Here is a 24,614-nt window from a genome sequence, read left to right as displayed (position 1 = left end):
TTTATGCACAGTGAGCTGGACAGCTACGACCGGCGCATTCTCGCCCTGCTGCAAGAGGACGCTTCCTTGTCCAGCGCACAGATCGCCGAACAGGTGGGCCTGTCGCAGTCGCCCTGCTGGCGGCGGATTCAGCGGATGAAGGAGGAGGGGATCATTCGTGGTCAGGTGACCTTGCTCGATCGCAAGAAAATCGGCCTGAACACGCAGATCTTCGCGGAAATCAAACTCAACGCCCACGGCCGTTCGAACTTCACCGAATTCACCGAGGCGATTCGCGGCTTTCCCGAGGTGCTGGAGTGTTACGTGCTGATGGGGGCGGTGGACTTTCTGTTGCGGATTGTCGCGGCGGACATCGAGGCGTATGAGCGATTCTTCTTCGAGAAGCTGTCGCTGGTGCCGGGGATTCAAGAGGTGAACTCGATCGTGGCGCTGTCGGAGATCAAGTCGACGACGAGCCTGCCGGTACTGCGCTGATGATCGTTCCCTCGCGCGGGAACGATCATCATCCGGGGATTACATGCGCAGCAGCATTTTCCAGGCGCGGTTCTGGTAAACCGCAATTGCCTGATGCTTGCGTGCATCAAGCAGTTCATCCGTGATGGTCGGCTCGTTGGCCAGTTGCGCCAGTTTGTTCAGCTCGCCGTACAGACGATCCATTTCCGGGATCTCCAGCACGTTGCGCGCGTGGTGCAGCCAGACCTGGATGCGCTCGATGCGCGGCAGTTGCTCGGCCAGATCTTCCGGCTGCTGCTGATAACGCTGTAATTGCAGCGAAGTGGCTTCTTCGCCCAGCAGACGCGGCAACCAGCTGCCCAATTGCGCAGCGCCCTGGCGATTGCCACGGGTGTTGCGGTCGGCCGCCCAGGTGCGGGCCAGCAACCAGCGCGACGTGTTCAGCGAGAACAGGCCCCAGCGCGGGTCTTCCAGTTCTTCGAGGAACTGCTCCGGCGCGGCTTTGCGCACGTCTTCGTCTTCAATACCGACCTGTACCAGTGGACGCCAGTCTTCCAGCAAGGCGTCCAGTGCAACGCGCAGGTCGTGGGTCGACTGACGCGGTGCGGCCTGGCCGAGACTGCTGAGCAGGGCGCGCATTTCCGCGAGGTTCTCGACCCAGTCCTGCAGCAGGCGCCAGTGGCCGTTGAAACGATACTGTTCGGCCAGGCGTTGGCTGCTGCCGAGCAAGTGCCAGCTCAGGGCAGCGAAGGCATCGTCCAGCGGGGTTTCAGCGGTGATGGCCGGCGCCGGCAGGCTCAGCGAGTAGCTGTTGGCATCGTACAGACGATAGCCGCGCTCGGCCTTGCTGATGTCGCACGGCATCAGGGCCAGGGTTTCGGCCAGTTCGGCGGCCAGTTCCAGCAGCGCGGCAGGCTCGCCTTCGCGCAGTTCCAGTTCCAGCTCGCAGATTTCTTCTTTCTGTTTGCCGACTACCACGTGGCCCAGGTCCAGCGCGGCTTCGATGACCACTTTGGTCTTGCCACGGCCCCAGGCGATTTCGGCGCGCTCGCGGACGAAATCGGTGGTGAAGATCGGTTTCAGGGTTTTCTTGTCCAGCTCGGCGAGGGACTCGGGCCAGCATTCGCCGTCGAGTTTCTTCACGTCGAGCTTGGCTTTGGGCAGGTTCCAGTCGTATTCGTTACGCTCGGACAGACCGGCAACGCTCTGGCCACGGGTCTTGAGGGTCTGAATCACTTCTTCGCCGTCCTTGCGCAGGCGCAGGGCAACCTTGGCCCGGGCCAGGTCACGCTCGGGCGTGTCGAAGTACTGGTTCATCAACTCACGGCGTTCCCAGCCACTTTTGTTGCGTTTTTTCAGGAGAGGGTGCTCGCGCAGGGCGGCGAGAGTTTCGCGGCTGACGCGGAGTTTGATTTCGGTTTCTTTCTGCATGGCCGGAAAATCCAGGATCGGGAGCGCAGCCGGGGGAATGTGTGGCTGCCAAGGCCGTGCAGTGTACAGGACTCAAACTTCCTACGCCTTGCGGCGGTTTATTCTCGGCGCCGGATGGTTCTATGATGGACTTCAATCCGGGAGTTGGAGTCAGCGATGCCTTTGCCGTCCATGCAAGACCAGTTCGCTGCACTGATCGCCGTGCCGTCGGTCAGTTGCACCCAGCCGAGCCTCGATCAGTCCAACCGGGCAGTGATTGACTTGCTCGCGGGTTGGCTCGGTGATCTGGGCTTCAGCTGCGATATCCAGCAGGTCAGCCCCGGCAAATTCAACCTGCTCGCCAGTTTCGGCAGCGGCCCCGTCGGGCTGGTGCTGGCCGGGCACAGCGACACGGTGCCCTACGACGATGCGTTGTGGAAAACCGATCCACTGAAACTCACCGAAGTCGACGGCCGCTGGGTCGGCCTCGGCAGTTGCGACATGAAGGGCTTCTTCGCCCTGATCATCGAAGCCGTGCAACCGCTGCTCGACCAGCCGTTCAGGCAACCGCTGCTGATCCTCGCCACCTGCGATGAAGAAAGCTCGATGTCCGGCGCCCGGGCGCTGGCCGAAGCGGGGCGGCCGCTGGGCCGGGCAGCGGTGATCGGTGAGCCGACCGGGCTCAAGCCGATCCGCATGCACAAGGGCATCATGATGGAGCGCATCGACATCCTCGGGCAGAGTGGCCATTCGTCGGATCCACGCCTGGGGCACAGCGCCCTCGAAGCGATGCACGACGCCATCGGCGAACTGCGTGGCCTGCGCCTGCTGTGGCAACGCGAATTCAACAACCCGCAGTTCAGCGTCCCGCAGCCGACCATGAACTTCGGTTGCATCCATGGTGGCGACAACCCCAACCGTATCTGCGGTCAGTGTTCGCTGGAGTTTGATCTGCGGCCGTTGCCGGGAATGGACCCGAAGGTCCTGCGGGCCGAGATCCTGCGCAAGCTCAACCCGGTTGCCGAGCGGCATCAGGTGAAGATCGACTACGCACCCTTGTTCCCCGAAGTGCCGCCGTTCGAGCAGGCCGAGGACGCCGAACTGGTGCGAATTGCCGAAAAACTCACCGGCCACACGGCCGAAGCGGTAGCGTTCGGCACCGAAGCGCCTTATCTTCAGCGCCTTGGCTGCGAAACCATCGTGCTCGGCCCCGGCGACATCGCCTGCGCCCACCAGCCGGACGAGTACCTTGAAATGTCACGTTTGCAGCCTACCGTGCATCTATTGCGGCAGTTGATCGAACATTACTGTCTCAAAGCTGTATAAATTGCCGTCCGGCCAACCCGTATTCATGAGGAGAGCGCGCGTGTCGCCAAGCCTGTTCCGACGATAACCATCAGCCCGCTGTGCGTTTTCCGTTTCGCCCTTTTTCCGGCTGCTATTTATTACAGGCCCAGGTTCATGCCCGAATACGTCAATTGGCTTCGTCACGCGTCCCCTTATATCAATGCCCACCGCGACTGCACTTTCGTCGTCATGCTGCCCGGCGACGGCGTGGAGCATCCGAATTTCGGCAACATCGTCCATGACATCGTGTTGCTGCACAGTCTCGGCGTGCGGCTGGTGCTGGTCCACGGCTCCCGTCCACAGATCGAAACCCGTCTCGCCGCTCGCGGCTTGACCCCGCATTACCACCACGGCATGCGCATCACCGATGCCGCGACGCTGGAGTGTGTGATCGACGCGGTCGGCCAGTTGCGCATCGCCATCGAAGCACGGCTGTCGATGGACATGGCCTCGTCGCCGATGCAGGGCTCGCGCCTGCGAGTGGCCAGCGGCAATCTGGTGACCGCACGGCCGATCGGCGTGCTGGAAGGTGTCGATTATCACCACACCGGCGAAGTGCGCCGGGTCGACCGCAAGGGCATCAACCGTCTGCTCGACGAGCGCTCCATCGTGCTGCTATCGCCGCTGGGTTACTCGCCGACCGGTGAAATCTTCAACCTGGCCTGTGAAGACGTCGCCACCCGCGCCGCCATCGATCTGGGCGCTGACAAGCTGCTGCTGTTCGGCGCGGACCTCGGTCTGATCGACGAAAACGGCAAACTGGTACGCGAACTGCGTCCACAACAGGTGCCGGCACATTTGCAGCGTCTGGGCAGCAACTATCAGGCGGAATTGCTGGATGCCGCCGCCGAAGCCTGCCGTGGCGGCGTGGCGCGTAGCCATATCGTCAGTTATGCCGAGGACGGCGCGCTGCTGACCGAACTGTTCACCCGTGACGGTGGCGGTACGCTGGTGGCCCAGGAACAATTCGAGCGGGTGCGCGAGGCGGCGATTGAAGACGTCGGCGGCTTGCTCGACCTGATCAGTCCGCTGGAAGAGCAGGGGATTCTGGTGCGCCGTTCGCGCGAAGTGCTGGAGCGTGAGATCGAGCAGTTCAGCGTGGTCGAGCGTGAAGGGATGATCATCGCCTGTGCGGCGCTGTATCAGATTGCCGATTCGGATGCCGGTGAACTGGCGTGCCTGGCGGTGAACCCGGAGTACCGCCATGGCGGTCGCGGCGACGAATTGCTCGAACGCATCGAGACTCGTGCCCGGGCACAGGGCCTGAAGACTCTGTTCGTTCTCACCACCCGCACCGCCCACTGGTTCCGCGAGCGCGGCTTCGAGCCGAGCAGCGTCGAGCGCCTGCCGGCGGCGCGGGCTTCTCTCTATAACTATCAGCGCAACTCGAAGATCTTCGAAAAAGCCCTGTGATCTGCAATTGCCCCCACGCGACTCGTGGGGGCATCTCCTTTACTCAGCGACAAACTTCGCACTGACATACGGCGAGTAGTCGGGCAGTACGCTTTCGACCTTGCCCTGTTCCTTCAGGAATTTCGCCGTTTCGCCAATCGCCTTCGCCGTGCCGCCGTCCAGCAGCGCAGTGGTCTGTTGCGCCTTGGCATCGGGGAACGCCGAACCTGCGAGCAATTCCGGGACATCGGCGGCGTTGGCACCGGTCAGTTTGGCGATTTTCTGCACCGGTACCGAGTCGGCCGTCCAGCTGTCTTTATGGGCGGCATAGTCGGCGAACGAGTCCAGAGTCACCTTGGCGAATTTGGCCACGACTTCCGGGTGCTTCTCGGCAAAGTCCTTGCGCGCTACCCAGACTTCGAAGGTCGGCGCGCCCCACTGGCCGACCTGCGCGGCATCGGTCAGGGTCTTGCCGGTTTTGCGGATCTCGCCCAGCGCCGGTGACCAGACAAAGGCACCGTCGATGTCACCGCGTTTCCAGGCCGCCGCGATTTCTGCGGGTTGCAGGTTCACCACTTTGACTTTCGAGGTGTCCAGGCCCCAGTGCTTGAGCGCACCGAGCAGGCTGTAGTGGGAGGTGGAGACGAACGGGGTGGCGATGGTCTTGCCGATCAGATCCTCGGGCTTGTTGATACCGCTGCCGTTGCGAACGACCAGGGCTTCGGCGGCATTGATCTGTGCCGAGACGATGAACGCGACAATCGGCAGGTTGCGCGAAGCGGCGGCAGCCAGCGGGCTGGAACCGAGGTTGCCGATCTGTACGTCACCGGAGGCGATGGCTGTCACAACTTCCGGGCCACTGTTGAAACGGCGCCAGTCGATTTTTTCGCCGATGGTCTTCTCGTAAACGCCATCGGCCTGAGGGACTTTGCTTGGATCGATGCCGGTCTGGTAGCCGACAGTGAGGTTGGCGGCGTGGGCTGAGAAAGAAATCAATGCCGATACAAAAACTGTAACAAATTGACTAGATAGTGCGCGTTTGGCCATGATGGCGTCGCCTTTTCGATAGGGTTTGACGAATCGGGGTTTCGCCAAAGCTAAACGATCTAAAAAAAGGCTAATAAATACCATTTAGGAATGAGCTTAGTCGCCGATACGCTGTATCCCGGTGCAGATGGCCATTACAGAGCCATATACCCGAATGGTATGAAAAAGAATGAATAAATTCTTTTTGGGTTTATCAGGAAGTCTTTACCCTGCAAGGACCAAATAACTGCGATTAGACCTTGGTCGTAGACACACAAGGTTACGATTGACTTGTCAGTCACGGTCTGGCGCTAATCGCGCATCTTAGGATCCAGGGGCATCAGACCCCGGACCAGGAACACAAGAATTAGAAACGAGAGGAGCGATACATGAACAAGTCCACCTTGGCCCTGGCCGTGGCCGTAGGGGTTATTGCGCAGCAGGCAGGCGCAGCCGGTTTCATCGAAGACAGCAAGGCCACCTTGGGGCTGCGTAACTTCTACATCAACACCGATAACCGCGATGGCACTGGTCCGAACAAGAACGAAGAGTGGGGCCAAGGCTTCGATCTGCGTTTCACCTCGGGTTACACCCAAGGTACCGTTCAGTTCGGCGTTGACGCTATCGGCCTGTACGGCGTGCGTCTGGACTCCAGCCCGGCTACCAGCGGCAACTCCGCAGGTACCGCTTCGGGTGGCACTGTTTTCCCAAGCGACGGCAACCGTGCTGTGCATGACTTCGCCAGCCTGGGCGTGACCGGCAAGGTCAAAATCTCCCAGACCGAACTGAAGGTCGGTACTCTGCTGCCGAACAACCCGGTCATCAAGTACAACGATGGTCGTCTGCTGCCACAAACCTTCCAGGGCGAAGCGATCACTTCGAACGAGATCAAGGACCTGACTCTGACTGCCGGTCAGGTTGAGGCCGTGAAGGGTCGTAACTCCAGCAACAACGAAAACATGTCGATTGCGGGTGCGAACGCTGGTTCGAACTACGACAAAGGCGTGTTCAGCAACAAGTTCTACTACGCCGGTGCTGACTACAAGCTGACCAAAGACCTGACCGCCTCGTACTACTACGGCGAACTGAAAGAGTTCTACTCGCAGAACTTCCTGGGTCTGGTACACAACTGGGCAATCGGTCCAGGCGTACTGAAAAGCGACCTGCGTTACTACCGCAGCCGTGACAACGGCAACAACGGCGACACTCCTGCCTACTACACCAGCGGTTTCTACGGCGGCAAAACCGTCAAGGGCAAGGTCGACAACGATCTGTACAGCTACCTGGCTCTGTACTCGGTTCAAGGTCACACTTTCGGTGCTGGCTATCAGTACACCAAGGGTGACAGCGACTTCCCTTGGCTGAACCAGGGTGACGGCTCGTCCAACAGCACCATCACCGACATGCAGATCCAGAAGTTTGCCCGTGCTGGCGAACGTACCTGGCAAGCTCGCTACGCTTATGACTTCGCCAAAGTCGGCGTGCCTGGCCTGACCGCCGGTGTGATCTACCTGCGTGGCGATAACATCGACACTCCGGTCGGCGAAAAAACCGAGTGGGAACGTGACATCACCGTTGGCTACGTGATTCCGGAAGGCCCGCTGAAGAACCTCGGCGTTGCCTGGAAGAACGCCATGTGGCGTACCGATCTGGCGAGCACTCGCTCCCAGGACGAAAACCGCCTGATCGTCAGCTACTCGATCCCGCTGCTGTAATAGCGCTCAAGTAACCGACGTAAAAAAGCCCCGTCCGGCATCGCGCCGGACGGGGCTTTTGTGTTTTCGGGTCAGGCCCACCCCCGTAGACCTTTCCCGACATTTCCCTCTTTGCAGCAACTCAAGGCCTTCTCGAACCTTGGGGCCGATGTTCGGCGCGTTGCCGGCAGGCGTCCAGTGAACAGATGTTTAATATTCTTAAACGATATAAATATCTCGTTATTTATTCTTTTTCAGATAGGCAAATCCCGAGCTACAGTTGAGGTCTCCAACAACTCATCAGGAGCAGCACCATGAGCCTCAGACTCGGCGATATCGCCCCCGATTTCGAACAGGATTCCAGCGCTGGCAAGATTCGTTTCCACGAGTGGCTGGGCGATAGCTGGGGCGTGCTGTTCTCCCACCCGGCGGACTTCACCCCGGTGTGCACCACCGAGCTGGGCTTCACCGCCAAGCTCAAGGATGAGTTCACCAAACGCGGCGTGAAGGCCATCGCCCTGTCGGTCGATCCGGTGGATTCGCACCACAAGTGGATCGAGGACATCAACGAAACCCAGCACACGATCGTCAACTTCCCGATCCTGGCCGATGCCGATCGCAAGGTGTCCGATCTCTATGACCTGATCCACCCGAACGCCAGCGATACTCTGACTGTGCGTTCGCTGTTCGTGATCGATCCGAACAAGAAGATCCGCCTGACCATCACCTACCCGGCGAGCACCGGGCGCAACTTCCACGAGATCCTGCGGGTGATCGACTCGCTGCAACTCACCGACAACTACAAGGTGGCCACCCCGGCCAACTGGCAGGACGGTGATGAAGTGGTGATCGTGCCCTCGCTCAAGGATGAAGACGAAATCAAGCAACGCTTTCCGAAGGGCTACCGCGCGGTGAAGCCGTACCTGCGCCTGACGCCACAGCCGAACAAGTGATCTGACCGGGCACATCTCGTTGCAGATCGTTCCCACGCTCCGCGTGGGAATGCCGCCCGTGACGCTCTGCGTCACAGTGGACGCGGAGCGTCCATGGATTCATTCCCACGCAGAGCGTGGGAACGATCATCAGTGCTAGGGGGCGATCAGCAAAAACCACGATGCAGGGTTTCAGGCCGTTTTCACGGCCTGTTTTTTTGCCCGGAAGAACGTGAAACGTATATCTCCATAAAGAATAACCAAATGAATAAATATGATTTATGGATATATGAATCAGCTGGTAAGGTCAGTGTCATTGAAGCGAGATCGCAACCCGCGAATCGCCGGTAACGCTCAAGGAATTGTCTGAATGCTGGTCGTCTCACTCGGTGGCAGTCCCAGTCAACGCTCCCGTTCCGGGGTGTTGCTGGAGCGCTCGCAACGCTGGTTGCAGCAGCAAGGGGTGGAAGTGGTGAGTTATCAGGTGCGGGACTTCCCGGCCGAGGACCTGCTCCACGCCCGCTTCGACAGCCCGAAGGTGCTCGACCTGCTGCAACAGATTGAAAACGCCGATGGCCTGCTGATCGCGACTCCGGTCTACAAGGCGTCGTTCTCCGGCGCACTGAAGACCGTGCTGGATCTGCTGCCCGAACGCGCCCTGAACCACAAGATTGTCTTGCCGATGGCCACGGGCGGCAGCATCGCTCACATGCTGGTGGTCGATTACGCCCTCAAACCAGTGCTGTCGGCGTTGAAGGCCCAGGAAATGCTGCAAGGGATTTTTGCCGAGGACAGCCAGATCGCCTACGGCGAAGGCAGTGCCGCGGCGCAGTTGGCGCCAGCTCTGGAGCAGCGGCTACATGAAGCGCTGGACCAGTTTGTCAGCGCCATGGCCCGCCGGCCGAAGCCACTGGAGCCGGGGCTGTTGAACGAACGTTTGTTGAGTGCTCGCTGGAGCATTTGAGCCACATCGAAACTTGAAGTACTGGCCTTACTCGCCCGCCAACGGGCAAGCAGGTGCAGCCAAAACCCAACAGCAAAAAGGAGAGCGCTATGCGCACTGTATTTTTGCGTCGTGGTCTGGTCGCTCTGTTTGCTGCGGCTGTGTCCTTCGGCGCCATCACTCAAGCTCAGGCCGAGACGCTTCGGATCGGTTATCAGAAATACGGCACGCTGGTGCTGCTCAAAGCCAAAGGCACGCTGGAGAAACGCCTCGCCGCCCAAGGCGTCGACGTGCAATGGACTGAGTTCCCCGGTGGCCCGCAACTGCTGGAAGGCCTGAACGTCGGCTCGATCGACTTCGGCGTCACCGGCGAAACTCCGCCAGTCTTCGCCCAGGCGGCCGGTGCCGATCTGCTCTATGTCGCCTACGAGCCGCCAGCGCCAAACAGCGAAGCGATCCTCGTGCCGAAAGATTCGCCAATCAAATCGGTGGCGGATCTGAAGGGCAAGAAAGTCGCCCTGAACAAAGGCTCCAACGTCCACTACCTGTTGGTGCGTGCGCTGGAAGACGCCGGCCTCAAGTACACCGACATTCAAACCGTATTCCTGCCGCCGGCCGATGCCCGCGCTGCGTTCGAACGTGGCAGCGTCGACGCCTGGGTCATCTGGGATCCGTACCAGGCCGCCGCCGAGAAGCAACTGCAAGCGCACACCCTGCGTGACGGCAAAGGCATCGTCGACAACCACCAGTTCTATCTGGCGACCAAACCCTACGCACAGAAAAATCCCGAGGTGATCAAGACCCTGGTGGAAGAAGTGCGCGCCGTCGGCGAATGGTCCAAGGCCAATCCTGAAGACGTGACTCAACAGGTGTCGCCGCTGCTCGGTCTGCCGGCAGACATCACCCTGACCTCGGTGAAGCGCCAGGGCTACGGCGCGCTGTTCCTGACCCCGGAAGTGGTCGCCGCGCAACAGAAAATCGCCGACACCTTCTACCAGCTCAAGCTGATTCCCAAGCCGTTGAGCATCAAGGATGTGATCTGGACACCACCGGCCGCTGTGGCCCAAAGCTCGGCGACCCAAGCCCAGTAAATCGAATTCCCAAGGAGACCACTCCATGAGCCTCAACATCTTCTGGTTCCTGCCTACCCACGGTGACGGCCATTACCTTGGCACCGCCGAAGGCGCTCGCGCCGTCGACCACGGCTATCTGCAACAGGTCGCGCAAGCGGCGGATCGACTGGGTTTTGGCGGCGTGCTGATTCCTACCGGCCGCTCCTGCGAGGATTCATGGCTGGTGGCGGCATCGTTGATTCCAGTGACCCAGCGCCTGAAATTTCTGGTCGCCCTGCGCCCCGGGATCATTTCCCCGACGGTGGCGGCGCGTCAGGCCGCGACCCTGGATCGGTTGTCCGGTGGTCGTGCGCTGTTCAACCTGGTGACCGGTGGCGATCCGGAAGAGTTGGCCGGCGACGGTCTGTTCCTCGATCACGAAGCGCGCTATCAGGCCTCAGTGGAATTCACCCGGATCTGGCGTCGTGTACTGGAAGGCGAAACCGTGGATTACGACGGCGAGCACATCAGCGTGAAGGGCGCCAAATTGCTCTATCCACCGATCCAGCAACCGCGTCCGCCGCTGTACTTTGGTGGTTCGTCGGAAGCGGCGCAGGATTTGGCCGCCGAACAAGTGGAAATGGTCCTGACCTGGGGCGAGCCGCCAGCAGCGGTGGCCGAGAAGATCGAACAGGTTCGCGCCAAGGCTGCCAAGCTCGGCCGCACGGTTCGCTTTGGTATTCGTTTGCATGTGATCGTGCGTGAGACCAACGCTGAAGCCTGGCAAGCGGCGGATCGCCTGATTTCGCATCTGGACGACGACACCATCAAACGTGCCCAGGCGTCACTGGCGCGGTTCGATTCGGTCGGCCAGCAACGCATGGCCGCGCTGCACGGTGGCAGTCGCGACAACCTCGAAGTCAGCCCGAACCTGTGGGCCGGCGTCGGTCTGGTGCGCGGCGGTGCCGGTACGGCGCTGGTCGGCGACGGTCCGACCGTGGCTGCGCGTGTGAAGGAATACGCGGCGCTGGGCATCGATACCTTCATCTTCTCCGGTTACCCGCACCTCGAAGAGTCGTATCGGGTGGCCGAGCTGCTGTTCCCGCACCTCGACGTCGAGCGTCCTGAGCTGCCGAAAAGCGCCGGTTATGTCAGCCCGTTCGGCGAAATGGTGGCCAACGACATCCTTCCCAAAGCCGCGTCCCAGAGCTGAGGCGCCGCCATGAAGAAATTTATCCACAGCCTCGCGCCCTGGGCGTTGCCGGTGTTGTTGCTGGCGGTGTGGCAGTTGTCGGTATCGGCGGGTTGGCTGTCGACGCGGATTCTGCCGGCGCCGGTGGCGGTGATCGAAGCCGGCATGAGCCTGGTGCGCAGCGGTGAAATCTGGACGCACCTGGCAATCAGCGGCTGGCGCGCCGCGCTGGGCTTCACCATCGGTGGCAGCATCGGCCTGGTGCTGGGCTTCATCACCGGCCTGTCGAAGTGGGGCGAACGCCTGCTCGACAGCTCAGTGCAGATGATCCGCAACGTGCCGCATCTGGCGCTGATTCCGTTGGTGATCCTGTGGTTCGGCATCGACGAGTCGGCGAAGATTTTTCTGGTGGCGCTGGGGACGCTGTTCCCGATCTACCTCAACACCTATCACGGCATCCGCAACGTCGACCCGGCGCTGGTGGAAATGGCGCGCAGTTATGGCTTGTCCGGTTTCAGCCTGTTCTGGCAGGTGATTCTGCCGGGGGCGTTGCCTTCGATTCTGGTCGGCGTGCGTTTTGCGCTGGGCTTCATGTGGCTGACGCTGATCGTGGCGGAAACCATCTCCGCCAGCTCGGGCATCGGTTACCTGGCGATGAATGCCCGTGAGTTTTTGCAGACCGACGTGGTGGTGCTGGCGATTCTGCTTTACGCGGTGCTCGGCAAACTGGCCGACCTCGCAGCCCGTGGACTTGAGCGTGTGTGGCTGCGCTGGCATCCGGCGTATCAAGTGGCGAAAGGAGGTGCGGCATGACCGCTCAACAACCTCCACGCCTGCTGCGCGGCATTCCGCTGGCGGTGCGCAATCTGCAAAAGACCTTCGGTTCGCGGCAGGTGCTGCGGGGTATCGACCTGCACATTCCGGCGGGACAGTTCGTCGCCGTGGTCGGACGCAGCGGATGCGGCAAAAGCACGTTGCTGCGCTTGCTTGCTGGTCTTGATCAACCCACCGGCGGCGACCTGCTGGCCGGTGCTGCACCGCTGAGCGACGCGCAGGAAGACACCCGATTGATGTTCCAGGAAGCACGGTTGCTGCCATGGAAAAAGATCATCGACAACGTCGGTCTCGGCCTTAAAGGCAACTGGCGTCCGCAAGCCCTGGAAGCGCTGGATGCGGTCGGTCTCGCCGATCGCGCCAATGAATGGCCGGCGGCCTTGTCCGGCGGGCAGAAGCAGCGTGTGGCACTGGCGCGCGCCTTGATCCATCAACCGCGCCTGTTGCTGCTCGACGAACCGCTGGGTGCACTGGACGCGCTGACCCGGATCGAGATGCAGCAACTGATCGAACGTCTCTGGCAACAGCATGGTTTCACCGTGTTGCTGGTGACCCACGATGTCAGCGAAGCGGTGGCGATTGCCGATCGGGTGATTCTGATCGAGGACGGCGAAGTCGGTCTCGATCTGCAGGTGGAGCTGCCGCGCCCTCGGGTGCGTGGCTCCCATCGACTGGCAGCGCTGGAAACCGAAGTACTCAACCGTGTGTTGTCCCTGCCCGGCGAGCCGCCGGCGCCGGAACCCGTTTCACCCTTGCCTACGCAACTGCGTTGGGCTCAATAACTCAAGCAAACGACAGGAATCAATGCCATGACTATCAAAGCCATCAACGTACGCAACCAGTTCAAAGGCGCGATCAAGGAGATCGTTCTCGGCGACGTGCTGTCGGAAATCGACGTGCAGACCGCCTCCGGCATCGTCACGTCGGTGATCACCACCCGTTCGGTCAAGGAGCTGGAACTGGAGGTCGGCAGCGAAGTGATCGCCTTCGTGAAATCCACCGAGGTGTCCATCGCCAAGTTGTAAGCCTGTGAGTAAAAAACAACCCCGAAGGGTGTGAGCCCTTCGGGGTTTTTTGTGTCTGTCGTGCGGCGCTAGAGAACCCGCTTGGGCAGGTACGGCGGCAGATACAGCCCGATATAGGCATCGAACACGCGCATCCCTTCCTCGGCCATGCGTGGCGTGATTTGCCCGTGCTGCTGCACCGAGCGGGCGTAGACGCGGTCGCCCAGTTCCATCGCCAGTGCGAACACGTCGACGTCATCCGGCAGCTTCGGCAGTTCGAAGTGATGATCGAACAGCTTGTGCATCAGGTCGCCCAGTTCCAGATCGTGCTGGCGGTCGGCCTGGGTGACTTCGGTGAGGCCGTGTTGCGCGAGGATCAGTTGCCGGGCGGCGGCGTCTTCGTCGTAGATCTCCAGCATCCGTTGCTCGACCAGTCGTGACAGGTCGCGCCAGTCGCGCAGGGCGTCGTGGTCGATCGGCGCTTGCAGGCAGGCGCGGAAGGCCGCGTGGACATCCGCCGTCAGGCCTTCCAGCAAGGCCGGGACGCTGGCGAAGAAATGGTAGACCGAGGAGGGTGGGATCTGCGCGCGCTCGGCGACGCTGTAGACCGACAGGCTCGCCACGCCCTCGGCGGCCAGCAGCGTGCGCGCGGCGTCGAGTATCGAATCGATCCGCGCCTGGCTGCGGGCACGGGGTTTGCGGACGGGGGCGGGACGCGTCATGAAAGTCTCCTGCGGGGCATCGGGCATTGTACGCAGAGCTTGGCCATGTGCCACAGGGGCCAATAAAAAACGCCGCGGGCTGAGAAGCCAACGGCGTTTTCTTTTGCTGCAATCCGCTTAAACGGTATGCAGGTACCAGTTGTACTCAAGGTCGGAGATGGAGTGTTCGAACTCCTCCAGCTCGCTTTCCTTACAGGCGACGAAGATATCGATGTATTTAGGATCGATGTACTTGGCCATCACCTCGCTGTCGTCCAGCTCGCGCAGGGCATCGCGCAAGTTGTTCGGCAGGCTCTGCTCGTTCTGCTCGTAGCTGTTGCCTTCGACCGGAGCGCCCGGTTCGATCTTGTTGACCAGACCATGGTGCACGCCCGCCAGGACCGAAGCCATCAGCAGGTACGGGTTGGCGTCGGCGCCGGCAACGCGGTGTTCCAGACGGACCGCGTCGGCGGAGCCGGTCGGTACGCGCAGGGCCACGGTGCGGTTGTCCAGGCCCCAGCTCGGCGAGTTCGGCACGTAGAACTGTGCGCCGAAACGACGGTAGGAGTTGACGTTCGGGCAGAGGAAAGCCATCTGCGCGGGCAGGGTCTCGAGCACACCGCCGATCGCGTGACGCAGTGCGGCGTTCTGCTCGGGATCCTCGCTGGCAAAAATGTTTTTGCCTTGTTTATCCAGAATCGAAATGTGGACGTGCAGACCGTTGCCTGCCTGGCCCGGGTACGGCTTGGCCATGAAGGTGGTGTCCATTTCATGGTCGTAGGCGATGTTCTTGATCAGACGCTTGAGCAGCACCGCGTAGTCGCACGCCTTGATCGGGTCGGCGACGTGGTGCAGGTTCACTTCGAACTGCGCCGGGGCACTTTCCTTGACGATGGCGTCGGCCGGGATGCCTTGCTCTTTTGCACCTTCCAGAATGTCCTGGAGGCAGTCGACGTATTCGTCGAGGTCGTCGATCAGGTAAACCTGGGTCGAATGCGGGCGTTTGCCGGAGATCGGCGAGCGTGGCGGCTGAGGGCGGCCGTTCACGTTTTCCTGGTCGATCAGGTAGAACTCGAGTTCGAATGCGGCGCAGATGGTCAAGCCCAGCTCGTCAAACTTTGCAACAACTTGACGGAGCACTTCGCGCGGATCGGCGAAGAAAGGGTCACCTTCGAGTTCGTGCATGGTCATCAACAGTTGCGCGGTAGGGCGCTTCTGCCATGGCTCGTTGCACAGGGTGTCGGGGATTGGATAGCAGATACGGTCGGCGTCGCCGATGTCCAGGCCCAGACCGGTGCTTTCCACCGTCGAACCATTGATATCCAGAGCAAATAGAGAGGCCGGCAGGTTGATGCCTTTCTCGTAAACCTTGTGGAGGCTGGTGCGTTCGATGCGCTTGCCGCGCACCACACCATTCATATCCGCAATCAGAAGGTCAACGTACAGAACCTCAGGATGTTCCTTAAGGAACGCGTTCGCTTCGTTAAGCTGAACGGCACGCGGGGGTACCGACATGATGCAACACCTTTGTTGTTAAAAATATCAATCATTGATCTTTTCTGGTTTCAGTCAACCCGAACGGCCTGCCGAAGTCAAGCGAGGCCTTTTTTGCCCTGAAAAAGCGCCATGAGGGCATTTATGGGGCACTTTGGGGCATTTTTTTATCCATGGAGGACGCGCCACCCGCAGGCTTGAGCAGGCCGTGTTGTATTTTTTACGGGGGTGTTGTGTAAAAAAATGAACAAGGCTAAGCTCGGGTCAAACCCATAACAGCAATAATACCGGGGTGCTTCATGTCTCGCCTGCCGTTAATCGGCGTCACCGACTGCTCCTTGCAGTCCGGTCTGCATGCTTATCACATCAGTGGCGACACGTCCGTCCGCAGCGCAGCCAGCAAGGCTCGCAGCCTGCCAGCGGTGTCTCTGTCCACGGCAGATCAGGCGACAGCGTCCGATATTCTGGACGCATGCGGGGGCATCCTCTTTAGCGGTTCTCCTTTCAATATAGATCTCTTTCCTTCTTCCGGCCTGCACCGCGCCCGTCGCCGTGCCCGTGATTCTGCACGCCCGGAATGTGCACAGGAAATGCAACGCCAGCGTAAAGGGCAGGTAAGCTCCTCCTTCATTGTCTATGCGCGGTGCCAGGCGTAAGCCGGTACTGCGCGCAAGCAAGCCCCCTTAACGCGACGCCCCGTGCGTCAAACTTGCCTGACACGCGTCAGGAGACTCAGCCCAGAGGCATTTATGAGTAACAACCTCGACCAGCTCACCGATTGGTTGAAAGACCACAAGATCACAGAAGTCGAATGCATGATCGGCGACTTGACCGGTATCACCCGGGGCAAGATCTCGCCGACCAACAAGTTCATCGCCGAAAAAGGCATGCGCCTGCCAGAGAGCGTTCTGTTGCAGACCGTGACCGGCGACTACGTCGAAGACGACATCTATTACGAACTGCTCGACCCGGCCGACATCGACATGATCTGCCGCCCCGACCAGAACGCCGTGTACCTGGTGCCATGGGCCATCGAGCCGACCGCCCAGGTGATCCACGACACCTACGACAAGCAAGGCAACCCGATCGAGCTGTCGCCGCGCAACGTCCTCAAGAAAGTCCTGAAACTCTATGCCGACAAGGGCTGGCAGCCGATCGTGGCGCCGGAAATGGAGTTCTACCTGACCAAGCGCAGCGACGACCCTGACTATCCGTTGCAGCCGCCAGTCGGCCGTTCCGGGCGTCCGGAAATCGGTCGTCAGTCGTTCTCCATCGAAGCGGCGAACGAATTCGATCCGCTGTTCGAAGACGTCTACGACTGGTGCGAATTGCAGGAGCTGGACCTCGACACGCTGATCCACGAGGACGGCACCGCACAGATGGAAATCAACTTCCGTCACGGCGATGCCTTGTCCCTCGCCGACCAGATCCTGGTGTTCAAACGCACCATGCGTGAGGCCGCCCTCAAGCACAACGTGGCCGCCACCTTCATGGCCAAGCCGATGACCGGTGAGCCGGGCAGTGCGATGCACCTGCACCAGAGCATCATCGACATCGAGACCGGCAAGAACGTGTTCTCCAACGAAGACGGGACCATGAGCCAGTTGTTCCTGCACCACATCGGTGGCCTGCAGAAACTGATCCCTGAGCTGTTGCCGCTGTTCGCACCGAACGTCAACTCGTTCCGCCGCTTCCTGCCGGACACCTCCGCGCCAGTAAACGTGGAGTGGGGCGAAGAAAACCGCACCGTGGGCCTGCGCGTACCGGATGCCGGCCCGCAGAACCGTCGGGTGGAAAACCGCCTGCCGGGCGCCGACGCCAACCCGTACCTGGCGATTGCCGCGAGCCTGCTCTGCGGCTACATCGGCATGGTCGAGGGCCTCAACCCGAGCGCGCCGGTCGTGGGCCGTGGCTACGAGCGCCGCAACCTGCGCCTGCCGCTGACCATCGAAGACGCGCTGGAGCGTATGGAAAACAGCGCAACCATCGAGAAATACCTGGGCAAGACCTTCATCACCGGCTACGTCGCGGTCAAGCGGGCCGAGCATGAAAACTTCAAGCGCGTGATCAGTTCCTGGGAGCGTGAGTACCTGCTCTTCGCCGTCTGATACGCCGGGCGCGGTGGCCAGCCGCCGCGCCTTCACCGATAACAAGGAGAATTGGCATGACCAGCAACAACCCGCAAACCCGTGAGTGGCAAGCCCTCAGCAGCGATCACCACCTGGCCCCGTTCAGCGACTTCAAGCAGCTGAAAGAAAAGGGTCCACGGATCATCACCAACGCCAAGGGCGTGTACCTGTGGGACAGCGAGGGCAACAAGATCCTCGATGGCATGGCGGGTCTGTGGTGTGTGGCGATCGGTTATGGGCGCGATGAACTGGCCGATGCGGCCGCCAAGCAAATGCGCGAACTGCCTTACTACAACCTGTTCTTCCAGACCGCGCACCCGCCGGCGCTGGAACTGGCCAAGGCCATCGCCGACGTGGCGCCGGAAGGCATGAACCATGTGTTCTTCACCGGTTCCGGCTCCGAAGGCAACGACACCATGCTGCGCATGGTTCGCCACTACTGGGCGATCAAGGGCCAGCCGAACAAGAAAGTCATCATCAGCCGCAAGAACGGCTACCACGGCTCCACCGTGGCCGGCGCCAGCCTGGGCGGCATGACGTATATGCACGAGCAGGGCGACTTGCCGATTCCGGGCATCGTCCACATCGCCCAGCCGTACTGGTTCGCCGAAGGCGGCGACATGACCCCGGAAGAATTCGGGATCTGGGCAGCCAATCAGCTGGAAGAGAAGATTCTGGAAGTCGGCGTCGACAACGTCGGTGCCTTCATTGCCGAGCCGATCCAGGGTGCCGGCGGCGTGATCATTCCGCCTGACACCTACTGGCTGCGCATCAAGGAAATCCTCGCCAAGTACGACATCCTGTTCGTGGCGGACGAAGTGATCTGCGGTTTCGGCCGTACCGGCCAATGGTTCGGCAGCGATTTCTACGATCTCAAGCCCCACATGATGACCATCGCCAAAGGCCTGACGTCCGGCTACATCCCGATGGGTGGCCTGATCGTGCGCGACGAAGTGGTGGCGGTGCTCAACGAGGGCGGCGATTTCAACCACGGCTTCACCTACTCCGGTCACCCGGTGGCGGCGGCGGTGGGTCTGGAAAACATCCGGATTCTGCGCGAAGAGAAAATCATCGAACGCGCCCATGAAGAAACGGCACCGTATTTGCAGAAACGTCTGCGCGAGCTGAACGATCACCCGTTGGTGGGGGAAGTGCGCGGAGTCGGTCTGCTGGGGGCCATCGAGCTGGTGCAGGACAAGGCCACTCGCAAGCGTTACGAAGGCAAGGGTGTGGGCATGATCTGCCGCCAGTTCTGCTTCGACAACGGGCTGATCATGCGCGCCGTGGGCGACACCATGATCATCGCGCCGCCGCTGGTGATCAGCAAGGCGGAGATCGATGAGCTGGTGACCAAGGCGCGCAAGTGCCTGGACCTGACCCTCAGTGCATTGCAGGGCTAAGTGCTAGGCTCTGAGCGATGGAGCTGTTGCGCTGTCGCTCGGAGCTGTCAGAAAGGCTGGTCTTTTCTTGAAAGACCGCCTCGTATCTTGCCAGACTAGCCGCGGTTCCAGTTGTCCGGGTTCGGCCGCTGAACAAAGTGGTTCAAAAAAGAAAAATTTGGAGCATGACGCATGAAGGCATTAGGTAAAAAGCTTGCTGGCAAGACTCTTCTGGCCCTGTCCGTCGCGGGCATGATGGCGGGCGCGGTTCACGCGGACGACAAAGTGCTGCACGTCTACAACTGGTCCGACTACATTGCTCCGGACACCATCGCGAACTTCGAGAAAGAGTCGGGGATCAAGGTCGTCTACGACGTGTTCGACTCCAACGAAACCCTGGAAGCCAAGCTGCTGGCGGGCAAGTCCGGCTACGACGTGGTCGTGCCGTCGAACAACTTCCTGGCCAAGCAGATCAAGGCCGGTGTCTACCAGGAGCTGGATCAGTCCAAGCTGCCTAACTGGAAGAACCTGAACCAGGACCTGCTCAAGGCCGTGTCGGTCAGCGACCCGGGCAACAAGCACGCCTTCCCGTACATGTGGGGTTCAATCGGCATCGGCTACAACCCGGAGAAGGTCAAGGCTGCGCTGGGCGTCGACAAGATCGATTCCTGGGACGTACTGCTGAAGCCGGAAAACATCGCCAAGCTCAAGGGCTGCGGCGTGAGCTTCCTCGATTCACCGACCGAAATGCTCCCGGTCGCGCTGCACTACCTGGGCCTGCCAACCGACTCCCAGAAGAAAGAAGACATCAAGAAAGCCGAGGACCTGTTCCTCAAGATTCGTCCTTCTATCACCTACTTCCACTCGTCCAAGTACATCTCGGACCTGGCCAACGGCAACATCTGCGTAGCGGTCGGCTACTCGGGTGACGTGCAGCAGGCCAAGTCCCGTGCCGCCGAGGCCGGTGACAAGGTGAAAGTCAGCTATGCGATTCCGAAAGAAGGCGCTGGCAGCTTCTTCGACATGGTCGCCATTCCGAAGGATGCCGAAAACGTTGAAGGCGCCTACAAGTTCATGACCTTCCTGCAGAAGCCTGAAGTCATGGCCGGCATCACCAACGCCGTACGTTTCCCGAACGGTAACGCCGCTGCAACGGCACTGGTGGAAAAAGACATCACCAGCGATCCAGGCATCTACCCGCCAGCCGACGTGCAGGCCAAGCTGTATGCCATCGCCGATCTGCCGGCGGCGACCCAGCGTGAAATGACTCGCAGCTGGACCAAGATCAAATCCGGTAAATAAGCCGGTTTGACGCAGCAACCGCTGGCCGTCGCGTTCGCAAGGACGGCCAGCGGTGCAATTAAATGACAGAAAGTTTTGCTGGAACGGTTTTTCGAGGGTAAGTTGCGCGCCGGTTTTGTTGCCGGGCAACCGTGACTGTCATGCAGCGCGGGGCAACTTGGGCCCAACTAAATTAGAGGACCTCCACTTGCCTATTTTTTCTTCTTTGCGCAATGCCCTGCTGGCCGCTGCCGGCCTGACGTTCGCTGTCGGTGCCCAAGCCGCCGGTACTGTGCATATTTATAACTGGTCGGATTACATCGGCGAGACCACCCTGGCCGATTTCCAGAAAGAAACCGGGATCAAGCCGGTCTACGACGTGTTCGACTCCAACGAGACCCTGGAAGGCAAACTGCTTGCCGGGCGTACCGGTTACGACGTGGTCGTGCCGTCGAACCACTTCCTTGGCAAGCAGATCAAGGCGGGCGCGTTCCAGAAGCTCGACAAGGCGCAGCTGCCGAACTATTCCAACCTCGACCCGGTGCTGCTCAAGCGTCTGGAACAGAACGATCCGGGCAACCTGTACGCCGTGCCGTACCTGTGGGGCACCAACGGCATCGGCTACAACGTCGATAAAGTGAAAGCCGTGCTCGGTGTCGACAAGATCGACTCCTGGAGCGTGCTGTTCGAGCCCGAGAACATCAAGAAGCTGCACAGCTGCGGCGTGGCGTTCCTCGATTCGGCCGATGAAATGATGCCGACCGTGCTCAACTACATGGGCCTGAACGCCAACAGCACCGATCCCAAGGATTACGAGAAGGCCACGGCCAAGTTGCTGGCGGTGCGTCCTTACGTGACCTACTTCCACTCCTCGAAATACATCGGCGATCTGGCCAACGGCGACATCTGCGTGGCCATCGGTTTCTCCGGAGACATCTTCCAGGCCAAGCACCGCGCCGAAGAAGCCAAGAAAGGCGTGAACATCGCCTACGCCATCCCGAAAGAGGGCGGCGCGCTCTGGTTCGACATGCTGGCGATTCCGAAGGACTCGTCCAACGTCAAGGAAGCCCACGCCTTCATCAACTATTTGCTGAAACCTGAGGTGATCGCCCAGGTCAGTGATTACGTCGGTTACGCCAACCCCAATCCGGGTTCGGACAAGCTGATGGAGCAGTCCATTCGCACCGACGAAGCGGTTTATCCACCGCAGGCCGTTCTCGACAAGACTTACGTGTCGATCGAGTTGCCGCCGAATATTCAGCGTTTGATGACCCGCAGCTGGACCAAGGTCAAGTCGGGTAAATAGCTTCAACGTACAAACTATCCTGGGTTCGTCTTGCGTGGGCGAACTGCACTCTTTTTTTCTGGGAGTTTCGTAAATGGCAGTTGCCTCCGGCGCCTATAAGAAAGCCCTCGAGGGCGACCAGACACCTAAGCAGGTGCTGGTTAAAATCGACCGGGTCACGAAGAAGTTCGACGAGACGGTTGCCGTGGACGATGTGTCCCTGGAAATCAAGAAGGGCGAGATCTTCGCCCTGCTCGGCGGTTCGGGATCGGGCAAATCCACTCTGCTGCGGATGCTGGCAGGGTTTGAACGGCCCACGGAGGGGCGCATTTTCCTCGACGGCGTCGACATCACCGACATGCCGCCGTACGAGCGACCGATCAACATGATGTTCCAGTCGTACGCTCTGTTCCCGCACATGACCGTGGCGCAGAACATCGCGTTCGGCCTGCAACAGGACAAGATCCCCAAGGCCGAGATCGACGCCCGCGTGGCCGAGATGCTCAAGCTGGTGCAGATGAGCCAGTATGCCAAGCGCAAGCCGCACCAGTTGTCCGGCGGCCAGCGTCAGCGTGTGGCGCTGGCGCGTTCGCTGGCCAAGCGGCCGAAGCTGTTGCTGCTCGACGAACCGATGGGCGCACTGGACAAGAAACTGCGTTCGCAGATGCAGCTGGAACTGGTGGAAATCATCGAGCGCGTGGGTGTGACCTGCGTGATGGTGACCCACGACCAGGAAGAGGCCATGACCATGGCCGAGCGCATCGCGATCATGCACCTGGGCTGGATCGCCCAGATCGGCAGCCCGATCGACATCTACGAAACCCCGACCAGCCGCCTGGTCTGCGAATTCATCGGCAACGTGAACATCTTCGAAGGTGAAGTGATCGACGACGCCGAAGGCCACGCGACCATCACCTGCAAGGACCTCGACCGGCAGATCTACGTCGGCCACGGCATCAGCACCTCGGTGCAGGACAAGTCCGTGACCTACGCGATCCGCCCGGAAAAACTGCTGGTCACCGCCGAAATGCCGACCTGCGAATACAACTGGTCCAGCGGCAAGGTGCACGACATCGCCTACCTCGGCGGCCACTCGGTGTTCTACGTCGAATTGCCGAGCGGCAAACTGGTGCAGTCGTTCGTGGCCAACGCCGAGCGTCGTGGCGCACGTCCGACCTGGGGCGATCAGGTGTACGTGTACTGGGAAGATGACAGCGGCGTGGTACTTCGCTCATGAACATGCGCAAATTCAAACGCCGGCTCAATCGAATAATTCCCGGTGGCCGCCAACTGGTCATCGGGGTTCCGTTCATCTGGCTGTTCCTGTTCTTCATGCTGCCGTTCTTCATCGTTCTGAAGATCAGCTTTGCCGAAGCAGACGTGGCCATCCCGCCGTACACCGAGATCTACAGCTTCGTTGACCAGAAGCTGCAAGTGCTGCTGAACCTGGGCAACTACGCGATGCTCGGTGACGACGAACTCTACATCTCGGCGTACCTCGGTTCGCTGAAGATGGCGTTCTTCAGCACGCTGTTGTGCCTGCTGATCGGCTACCCGATGGCCTATGCCATCGCCAGTGCCCGCAAGGAAGTGCAGACGGTGCTGGTGCTGCTGATCATGATGCCGACCTGGACCGCGATCCTGATCCGCGTCTATGCGTGGATGGGCATCCTCAGCAACAACGGCCTGCTCAACGGTTTCCTGATGAGCATGGGCTTCATCGACGAGCCGCTGCAGATCCTCAACACCAACCTCGCGGTGTACATCGGCATCGTCTACTCGTACCTGCCGTTCATGATCCTGCCGCTGTACGCCAACCTGGTAAAGCACGACAACAGCTTGCTGGAAGCGGCGTCCGATCTGGGTTCGAGCACATTCAACAGCTTCTGGAAAATCACTATTCCGCTGTCCAAGAACGGGATCATCGCCGGCTGCATGCTGGTGTTCATCCCGGTGGTGGGCGAGTTCGTGATCCCGGAACTGCTCGGCGGTCCGGAAACCCTGATGATCGGTAAAGTGCTCTGGCAAGAGTTCTTCAACAACCGTGACTGGCCTGTGGCGTCCGCCCTGGCGGTGGTGATGCTGGCGATCCTGATCGTGCCGATCATCCTGTTCAACCGCAGTCAGGCCAAGGAAATGGAGGGTAAAGAATGAAGCGCTTCCGTTTCTCCAGCCTGATGCTGGTGCTCGGCCTGTTGTTCATCTATCTGCCGATGCTGATCCTGGTGATCTACTCGTTCAACGCCTCGAAACTGGTGACGGTGTGGGGCGGCTGGTCGATCAAGTGGTACGTCGGCCTGCTCGACAACACCCAACTGATGGGTTCGGTGGTGCGCTCGCTGGAAATCGCCTGCTACACCGCCGTCGCGGCAGTGGCGCTGGGTACGCTGGCGGCGTTCGTCCTGACCCGTATCACGCGCTTCAAGGGCCGTACGCTGTTCGGCGGCCTGGTCACTGCGCCGCTGGTAATGCCTGAGGTGATTACCGGTCTGTCGCTGTTGCTGCTGTTCGTGGCCATGGCGCAGATGATCGGCTGGCCACAGGAGCGTGGCATCGTCACCATCTGGATCGCTCACACCACGTTCTGTGCGGCGTATGTGGCGGTGGTGGTGTCGGCGCGTCTACGTGAGCTGGATCTGTCCATCGAAGAAGCAGCGATGGACCTGGGTGCGCGGCCGTGGAAGGTGTTCTTCCTGATCACCATCCCGATGATCGCGCCGTCGCTGGCGGCGGGCGGCATGATGTCGTTCGCCCTGTCGCTGGACGACCTGGTACTGGCGAGCTTCGTCTCCGGCCCGGGTTCGACGACCCTGCCGATGGAAGTGTTCTCGGCGGTGCGTCTGGGCGTGAAGCCTGAGATCAACGCCGTAGCCAGCCTGATTCTGCTGGCGGTGTCGCTGGTGACCTTCATGGTCTGGTTCTTCAGCCGCCGTGCCGAAGAGTCGCGCCGCAAGGCGATCCAGCAAGCCATCGAAGAAGGCGCTGCCGATTCGTGGAAACAACCGGACGTGCGCCGGGCGCAGACGCCGGAAGCGGCTTAAGTCTTCCGACACAAAAAAACCTCGC

The 24,614-nt window shown here is 60.4% G+C and carries 23 protein-coding genes; 19 read left to right on the top strand and 4 right to left on the bottom strand.

The genetic code is table 11. The features are described 5' to 3' along the window. Positions 1 to 3 precede the first annotated feature (3 nt). A complete protein-coding gene (locus tag AC07N4_RS16610) occupies positions 4 to 474 on the top strand; it encodes an Lrp/AsnC family transcriptional regulator (RefSeq protein ID WP_007951785.1) in 471 nt (156 codons plus the stop codon). Positions 475 to 513: 39 nt separating this feature from the next. Here AC07N4_RS16610 and AC07N4_RS16605 read toward each other — a convergent pair whose 3' ends face one another. Next, positions 514 to 1,884, bottom strand: coding sequence for a CYTH domain-containing protein (locus AC07N4_RS16605; RefSeq protein ID WP_096817442.1), 1,371 nt, complete (start codon positions 1,882 to 1,884; stop codon positions 514 to 516). A gap of 156 nt (positions 1,885 to 2,040) precedes the next feature. Between AC07N4_RS16605 and argE the strand changes: the two genes are divergently transcribed. Both argE and argA read left to right on the top strand, forming a co-directional pair. Next, the gene (gene argE, locus AC07N4_RS16600; RefSeq protein ID WP_493065662.1) at positions 2,041 to 3,189 is read left to right on the top strand and encodes an acetylornithine deacetylase; all 1,149 of its coding nucleotides are present in this window, start codon (positions 2,041 to 2,043) and stop codon (positions 3,187 to 3,189) included. 135 nt (positions 3,190 to 3,324) lie between these two features. Beyond that, the gene (argA, locus tag AC07N4_RS16595) at positions 3,325 to 4,623 is read left to right on the top strand and encodes an amino-acid N-acetyltransferase (protein ID WP_102619648.1); all 1,299 of its coding nucleotides are present in this window, start codon (positions 3,325 to 3,327) and stop codon (positions 4,621 to 4,623) included. 39 nt (positions 4,624 to 4,662) lie between these two features. On the opposite strand, the gene tauA is transcribed toward argA, so the two are convergent. Then, positions 4,663 to 5,652 carry a taurine ABC transporter substrate-binding protein gene (gene tauA, locus AC07N4_RS16590; RefSeq protein WP_102619804.1) on the bottom strand — a complete coding sequence of 330 codons (990 nt, stop codon included), beginning with the start codon at positions 5,650 to 5,652 and terminating at the stop codon, positions 4,663 to 4,665. Between the two features lie 365 nt (positions 5,653 to 6,017). On the opposite strand from tauA, the gene AC07N4_RS16585 reads away from it, so the two are divergent. From AC07N4_RS16585 to AC07N4_RS16550, 8 genes are all read left to right on the top strand, one after another. Further along, the gene (locus tag AC07N4_RS16585) at positions 6,018 to 7,343 is read left to right on the top strand and encodes an OprD family porin (RefSeq protein ID WP_102619649.1); all 1,326 of its coding nucleotides are present in this window, start codon (positions 6,018 to 6,020) and stop codon (positions 7,341 to 7,343) included. 293 nt (positions 7,344 to 7,636) lie between these two features. After that, positions 7,637 to 8,275 (top strand): peroxiredoxin, encoded by a 639-nt coding sequence (locus AC07N4_RS16580; RefSeq protein ID WP_102619650.1) that lies wholly within the window; start codon positions 7,637 to 7,639, stop codon positions 8,273 to 8,275. Positions 8,276 to 8,624: 349 nt separating this feature from the next. Continuing rightward, complete coding sequence (gene ssuE / locus AC07N4_RS16575) at positions 8,625 to 9,218, top strand: NADPH-dependent FMN reductase (protein WP_085731495.1); 594 nt, start codon at positions 8,625 to 8,627, stop codon at positions 9,216 to 9,218. Between the two features lie 89 nt (positions 9,219 to 9,307). Continuing rightward, positions 9,308 to 10,288, top strand: a complete 981-nt coding sequence (locus AC07N4_RS16570) for a sulfonate ABC transporter substrate-binding protein (protein WP_096817451.1) — start codon at positions 9,308 to 9,310, stop codon at positions 10,286 to 10,288. A 25-nt stretch (positions 10,289 to 10,313) separates the two neighbouring features. Further along, positions 10,314 to 11,462: an FMNH2-dependent alkanesulfonate monooxygenase gene (gene ssuD, locus AC07N4_RS16565; protein ID WP_102619651.1), complete on the top strand. Its 1,149-nt coding sequence runs from the start codon at positions 10,314 to 10,316 to the stop codon at positions 11,460 to 11,462. Positions 11,463 to 11,471: 9 nt separating this feature from the next. Further along, positions 11,472 to 12,254 carry an aliphatic sulfonate ABC transporter permease SsuC gene (gene ssuC / locus AC07N4_RS16560; RefSeq protein ID WP_493065663.1) on the top strand — a complete coding sequence of 261 codons (783 nt, stop codon included), beginning with the start codon at positions 11,472 to 11,474 and terminating at the stop codon, positions 12,252 to 12,254. After that, complete coding sequence (gene ssuB, locus AC07N4_RS16555; protein WP_096817453.1) at positions 12,251 to 13,057, top strand: aliphatic sulfonates ABC transporter ATP-binding protein; 807 nt, start codon at positions 12,251 to 12,253, stop codon at positions 13,055 to 13,057. The genes ssuC and ssuB overlap by 4 nt, the downstream gene beginning before the upstream one ends. Before the next feature lie 27 nt (positions 13,058 to 13,084). Next, complete coding sequence (locus tag AC07N4_RS16550; RefSeq protein WP_007953520.1) at positions 13,085 to 13,300, top strand: TOBE domain-containing protein; 216 nt, start codon at positions 13,085 to 13,087, stop codon at positions 13,298 to 13,300. 68 nt (positions 13,301 to 13,368) lie between these two features. Here the strand turns inward: AC07N4_RS16550 and AC07N4_RS16545 are convergent, their stop codons facing one another. Then, complete coding sequence (locus tag AC07N4_RS16545; protein ID WP_102619652.1) at positions 13,369 to 14,001, bottom strand: TetR/AcrR family transcriptional regulator; 633 nt, start codon at positions 13,999 to 14,001, stop codon at positions 13,369 to 13,371. 117 nt (positions 14,002 to 14,118) lie between these two features. Beyond that, positions 14,119 to 15,495 carry a glutamine synthetase family protein gene (locus AC07N4_RS16540; RefSeq protein WP_096817455.1) on the bottom strand — a complete coding sequence of 459 codons (1,377 nt, stop codon included), beginning with the start codon at positions 15,493 to 15,495 and terminating at the stop codon, positions 14,119 to 14,121. 278 nt (positions 15,496 to 15,773) lie between these two features. Here AC07N4_RS16540 and AC07N4_RS16535 point away from each other — a divergent pair, with 278 nt between their 5' ends. The 8 genes from AC07N4_RS16535 to AC07N4_RS16500 all read left to right on the top strand — a co-directional run bounded on the left by AC07N4_RS16535 (position 15,774) and on the right by AC07N4_RS16500 (position 24,589). Beyond that, positions 15,774 to 16,130 carry a gamma-glutamyl-gamma-aminobutyrate hydrolase family protein gene (locus tag AC07N4_RS16535; RefSeq protein ID WP_141401752.1) on the top strand — a complete coding sequence of 119 codons (357 nt, stop codon included), beginning with the start codon at positions 15,774 to 15,776 and terminating at the stop codon, positions 16,128 to 16,130. 93 nt (positions 16,131 to 16,223) lie between these two features. Further along, positions 16,224 to 17,582, top strand: coding sequence for a glutamine synthetase family protein (locus AC07N4_RS16530; protein ID WP_096817456.1), 1,359 nt, complete (start codon positions 16,224 to 16,226; stop codon positions 17,580 to 17,582). Between the two features lie 56 nt (positions 17,583 to 17,638). Then, the gene (locus AC07N4_RS16525; RefSeq protein ID WP_493065664.1) at positions 17,639 to 19,003 is read left to right on the top strand and encodes an aspartate aminotransferase family protein; all 1,365 of its coding nucleotides are present in this window, start codon (positions 17,639 to 17,641) and stop codon (positions 19,001 to 19,003) included. A gap of 171 nt (positions 19,004 to 19,174) precedes the next feature. Then, positions 19,175 to 20,284, top strand: a complete 1,110-nt coding sequence (locus tag AC07N4_RS16520; protein ID WP_096817458.1) for a polyamine ABC transporter substrate-binding protein — start codon at positions 19,175 to 19,177, stop codon at positions 20,282 to 20,284. A gap of 187 nt (positions 20,285 to 20,471) precedes the next feature. Then, complete coding sequence (locus AC07N4_RS16515; protein WP_096817460.1) at positions 20,472 to 21,569, top strand: polyamine ABC transporter substrate-binding protein; 1,098 nt, start codon at positions 20,472 to 20,474, stop codon at positions 21,567 to 21,569. Positions 21,570 to 21,642: 73 nt separating this feature from the next. Next, positions 21,643 to 22,785, top strand: a complete 1,143-nt coding sequence (locus tag AC07N4_RS16510) for an ABC transporter ATP-binding protein (protein ID WP_096817462.1) — start codon at positions 21,643 to 21,645, stop codon at positions 22,783 to 22,785. 35 nt (positions 22,786 to 22,820) lie between these two features. Beyond that, positions 22,821 to 23,702 carry an ABC transporter permease subunit gene (locus AC07N4_RS16505; protein WP_371858305.1) on the top strand — a complete coding sequence of 294 codons (882 nt, stop codon included), beginning with the start codon at positions 22,821 to 22,823 and terminating at the stop codon, positions 23,700 to 23,702. Next, positions 23,699 to 24,589 (top strand): ABC transporter permease subunit, encoded by an 891-nt coding sequence (locus tag AC07N4_RS16500; RefSeq protein WP_085709000.1) that lies wholly within the window; start codon positions 23,699 to 23,701, stop codon positions 24,587 to 24,589. Before AC07N4_RS16505 ends, AC07N4_RS16500 begins: the two co-directional genes overlap by 4 nt. The last annotated feature ends 25 nt before the right edge of the window (positions 24,590 to 24,614 follow it).

This window comes from Pseudomonas sp. GW821-FHT09E04, assembly GCF_059416185.1.
Note: the sequence above shows the minus strand (reverse complement) of the source record. Positions and strands in the feature narration are given on the sequence as shown.

Coding starts and splice junctions, on each gene's coding strand:
- AC07N4_RS16520 (WP_096817458.1), top strand. CDS start 19,175: ATGAAGGCATTAGGTAAAAAGCTTGCTGGCAAGACTCTTCTGGCCCTG.
- AC07N4_RS16510 (WP_096817462.1), top strand. CDS start 21,643: ATGGCAGTTGCCTCCGGCGCCTATAAGAAAGCCCTCGAGGGCGACCAG.
- AC07N4_RS16610 (WP_007951785.1), top strand. CDS start 4: ATGCACAGTGAGCTGGACAGCTACGACCGGCGCATTCTCGCCCTGCTG.
- ssuB (WP_096817453.1), top strand. CDS start 12,251: ATGACCGCTCAACAACCTCCACGCCTGCTGCGCGGCATTCCGCTGGCG.
- AC07N4_RS16580 (WP_102619650.1), top strand. CDS start 7,637: ATGAGCCTCAGACTCGGCGATATCGCCCCCGATTTCGAACAGGATTCC.
- AC07N4_RS16535 (WP_141401752.1), top strand. CDS start 15,774: ATGTCTCGCCTGCCGTTAATCGGCGTCACCGACTGCTCCTTGCAGTCC.
- argE (WP_493065662.1), top strand. CDS start 2,041: ATGCCTTTGCCGTCCATGCAAGACCAGTTCGCTGCACTGATCGCCGTG.
- AC07N4_RS16545 (WP_102619652.1), bottom strand. CDS start 14,001: ATGACGCGTCCCGCCCCCGTCCGCAAACCCCGTGCCCGCAGCCAGGCG.
- AC07N4_RS16530 (WP_096817456.1), top strand. CDS start 16,224: ATGAGTAACAACCTCGACCAGCTCACCGATTGGTTGAAAGACCACAAG.
- AC07N4_RS16500 (WP_085709000.1), top strand. CDS start 23,699: ATGAAGCGCTTCCGTTTCTCCAGCCTGATGCTGGTGCTCGGCCTGTTG.
- AC07N4_RS16585 (WP_102619649.1), top strand. CDS start 6,018: ATGAACAAGTCCACCTTGGCCCTGGCCGTGGCCGTAGGGGTTATTGCG.
- AC07N4_RS16550 (WP_007953520.1), top strand. CDS start 13,085: ATGACTATCAAAGCCATCAACGTACGCAACCAGTTCAAAGGCGCGATC.
- AC07N4_RS16525 (WP_493065664.1), top strand. CDS start 17,639: ATGACCAGCAACAACCCGCAAACCCGTGAGTGGCAAGCCCTCAGCAGC.
- ssuC (WP_493065663.1), top strand. CDS start 11,472: ATGAAGAAATTTATCCACAGCCTCGCGCCCTGGGCGTTGCCGGTGTTG.
- argA (WP_102619648.1), top strand. CDS start 3,325: ATGCCCGAATACGTCAATTGGCTTCGTCACGCGTCCCCTTATATCAAT.
- ssuE (WP_085731495.1), top strand. CDS start 8,625: ATGCTGGTCGTCTCACTCGGTGGCAGTCCCAGTCAACGCTCCCGTTCC.
- ssuD (WP_102619651.1), top strand. CDS start 10,314: ATGAGCCTCAACATCTTCTGGTTCCTGCCTACCCACGGTGACGGCCAT.
- AC07N4_RS16570 (WP_096817451.1), top strand. CDS start 9,308: ATGCGCACTGTATTTTTGCGTCGTGGTCTGGTCGCTCTGTTTGCTGCG.
- AC07N4_RS16605 (WP_096817442.1), bottom strand. CDS start 1,884: ATGCAGAAAGAAACCGAAATCAAACTCCGCGTCAGCCGCGAAACTCTC.
- AC07N4_RS16540 (WP_096817455.1), bottom strand. CDS start 15,495: ATGTCGGTACCCCCGCGTGCCGTTCAGCTTAACGAAGCGAACGCGTTC.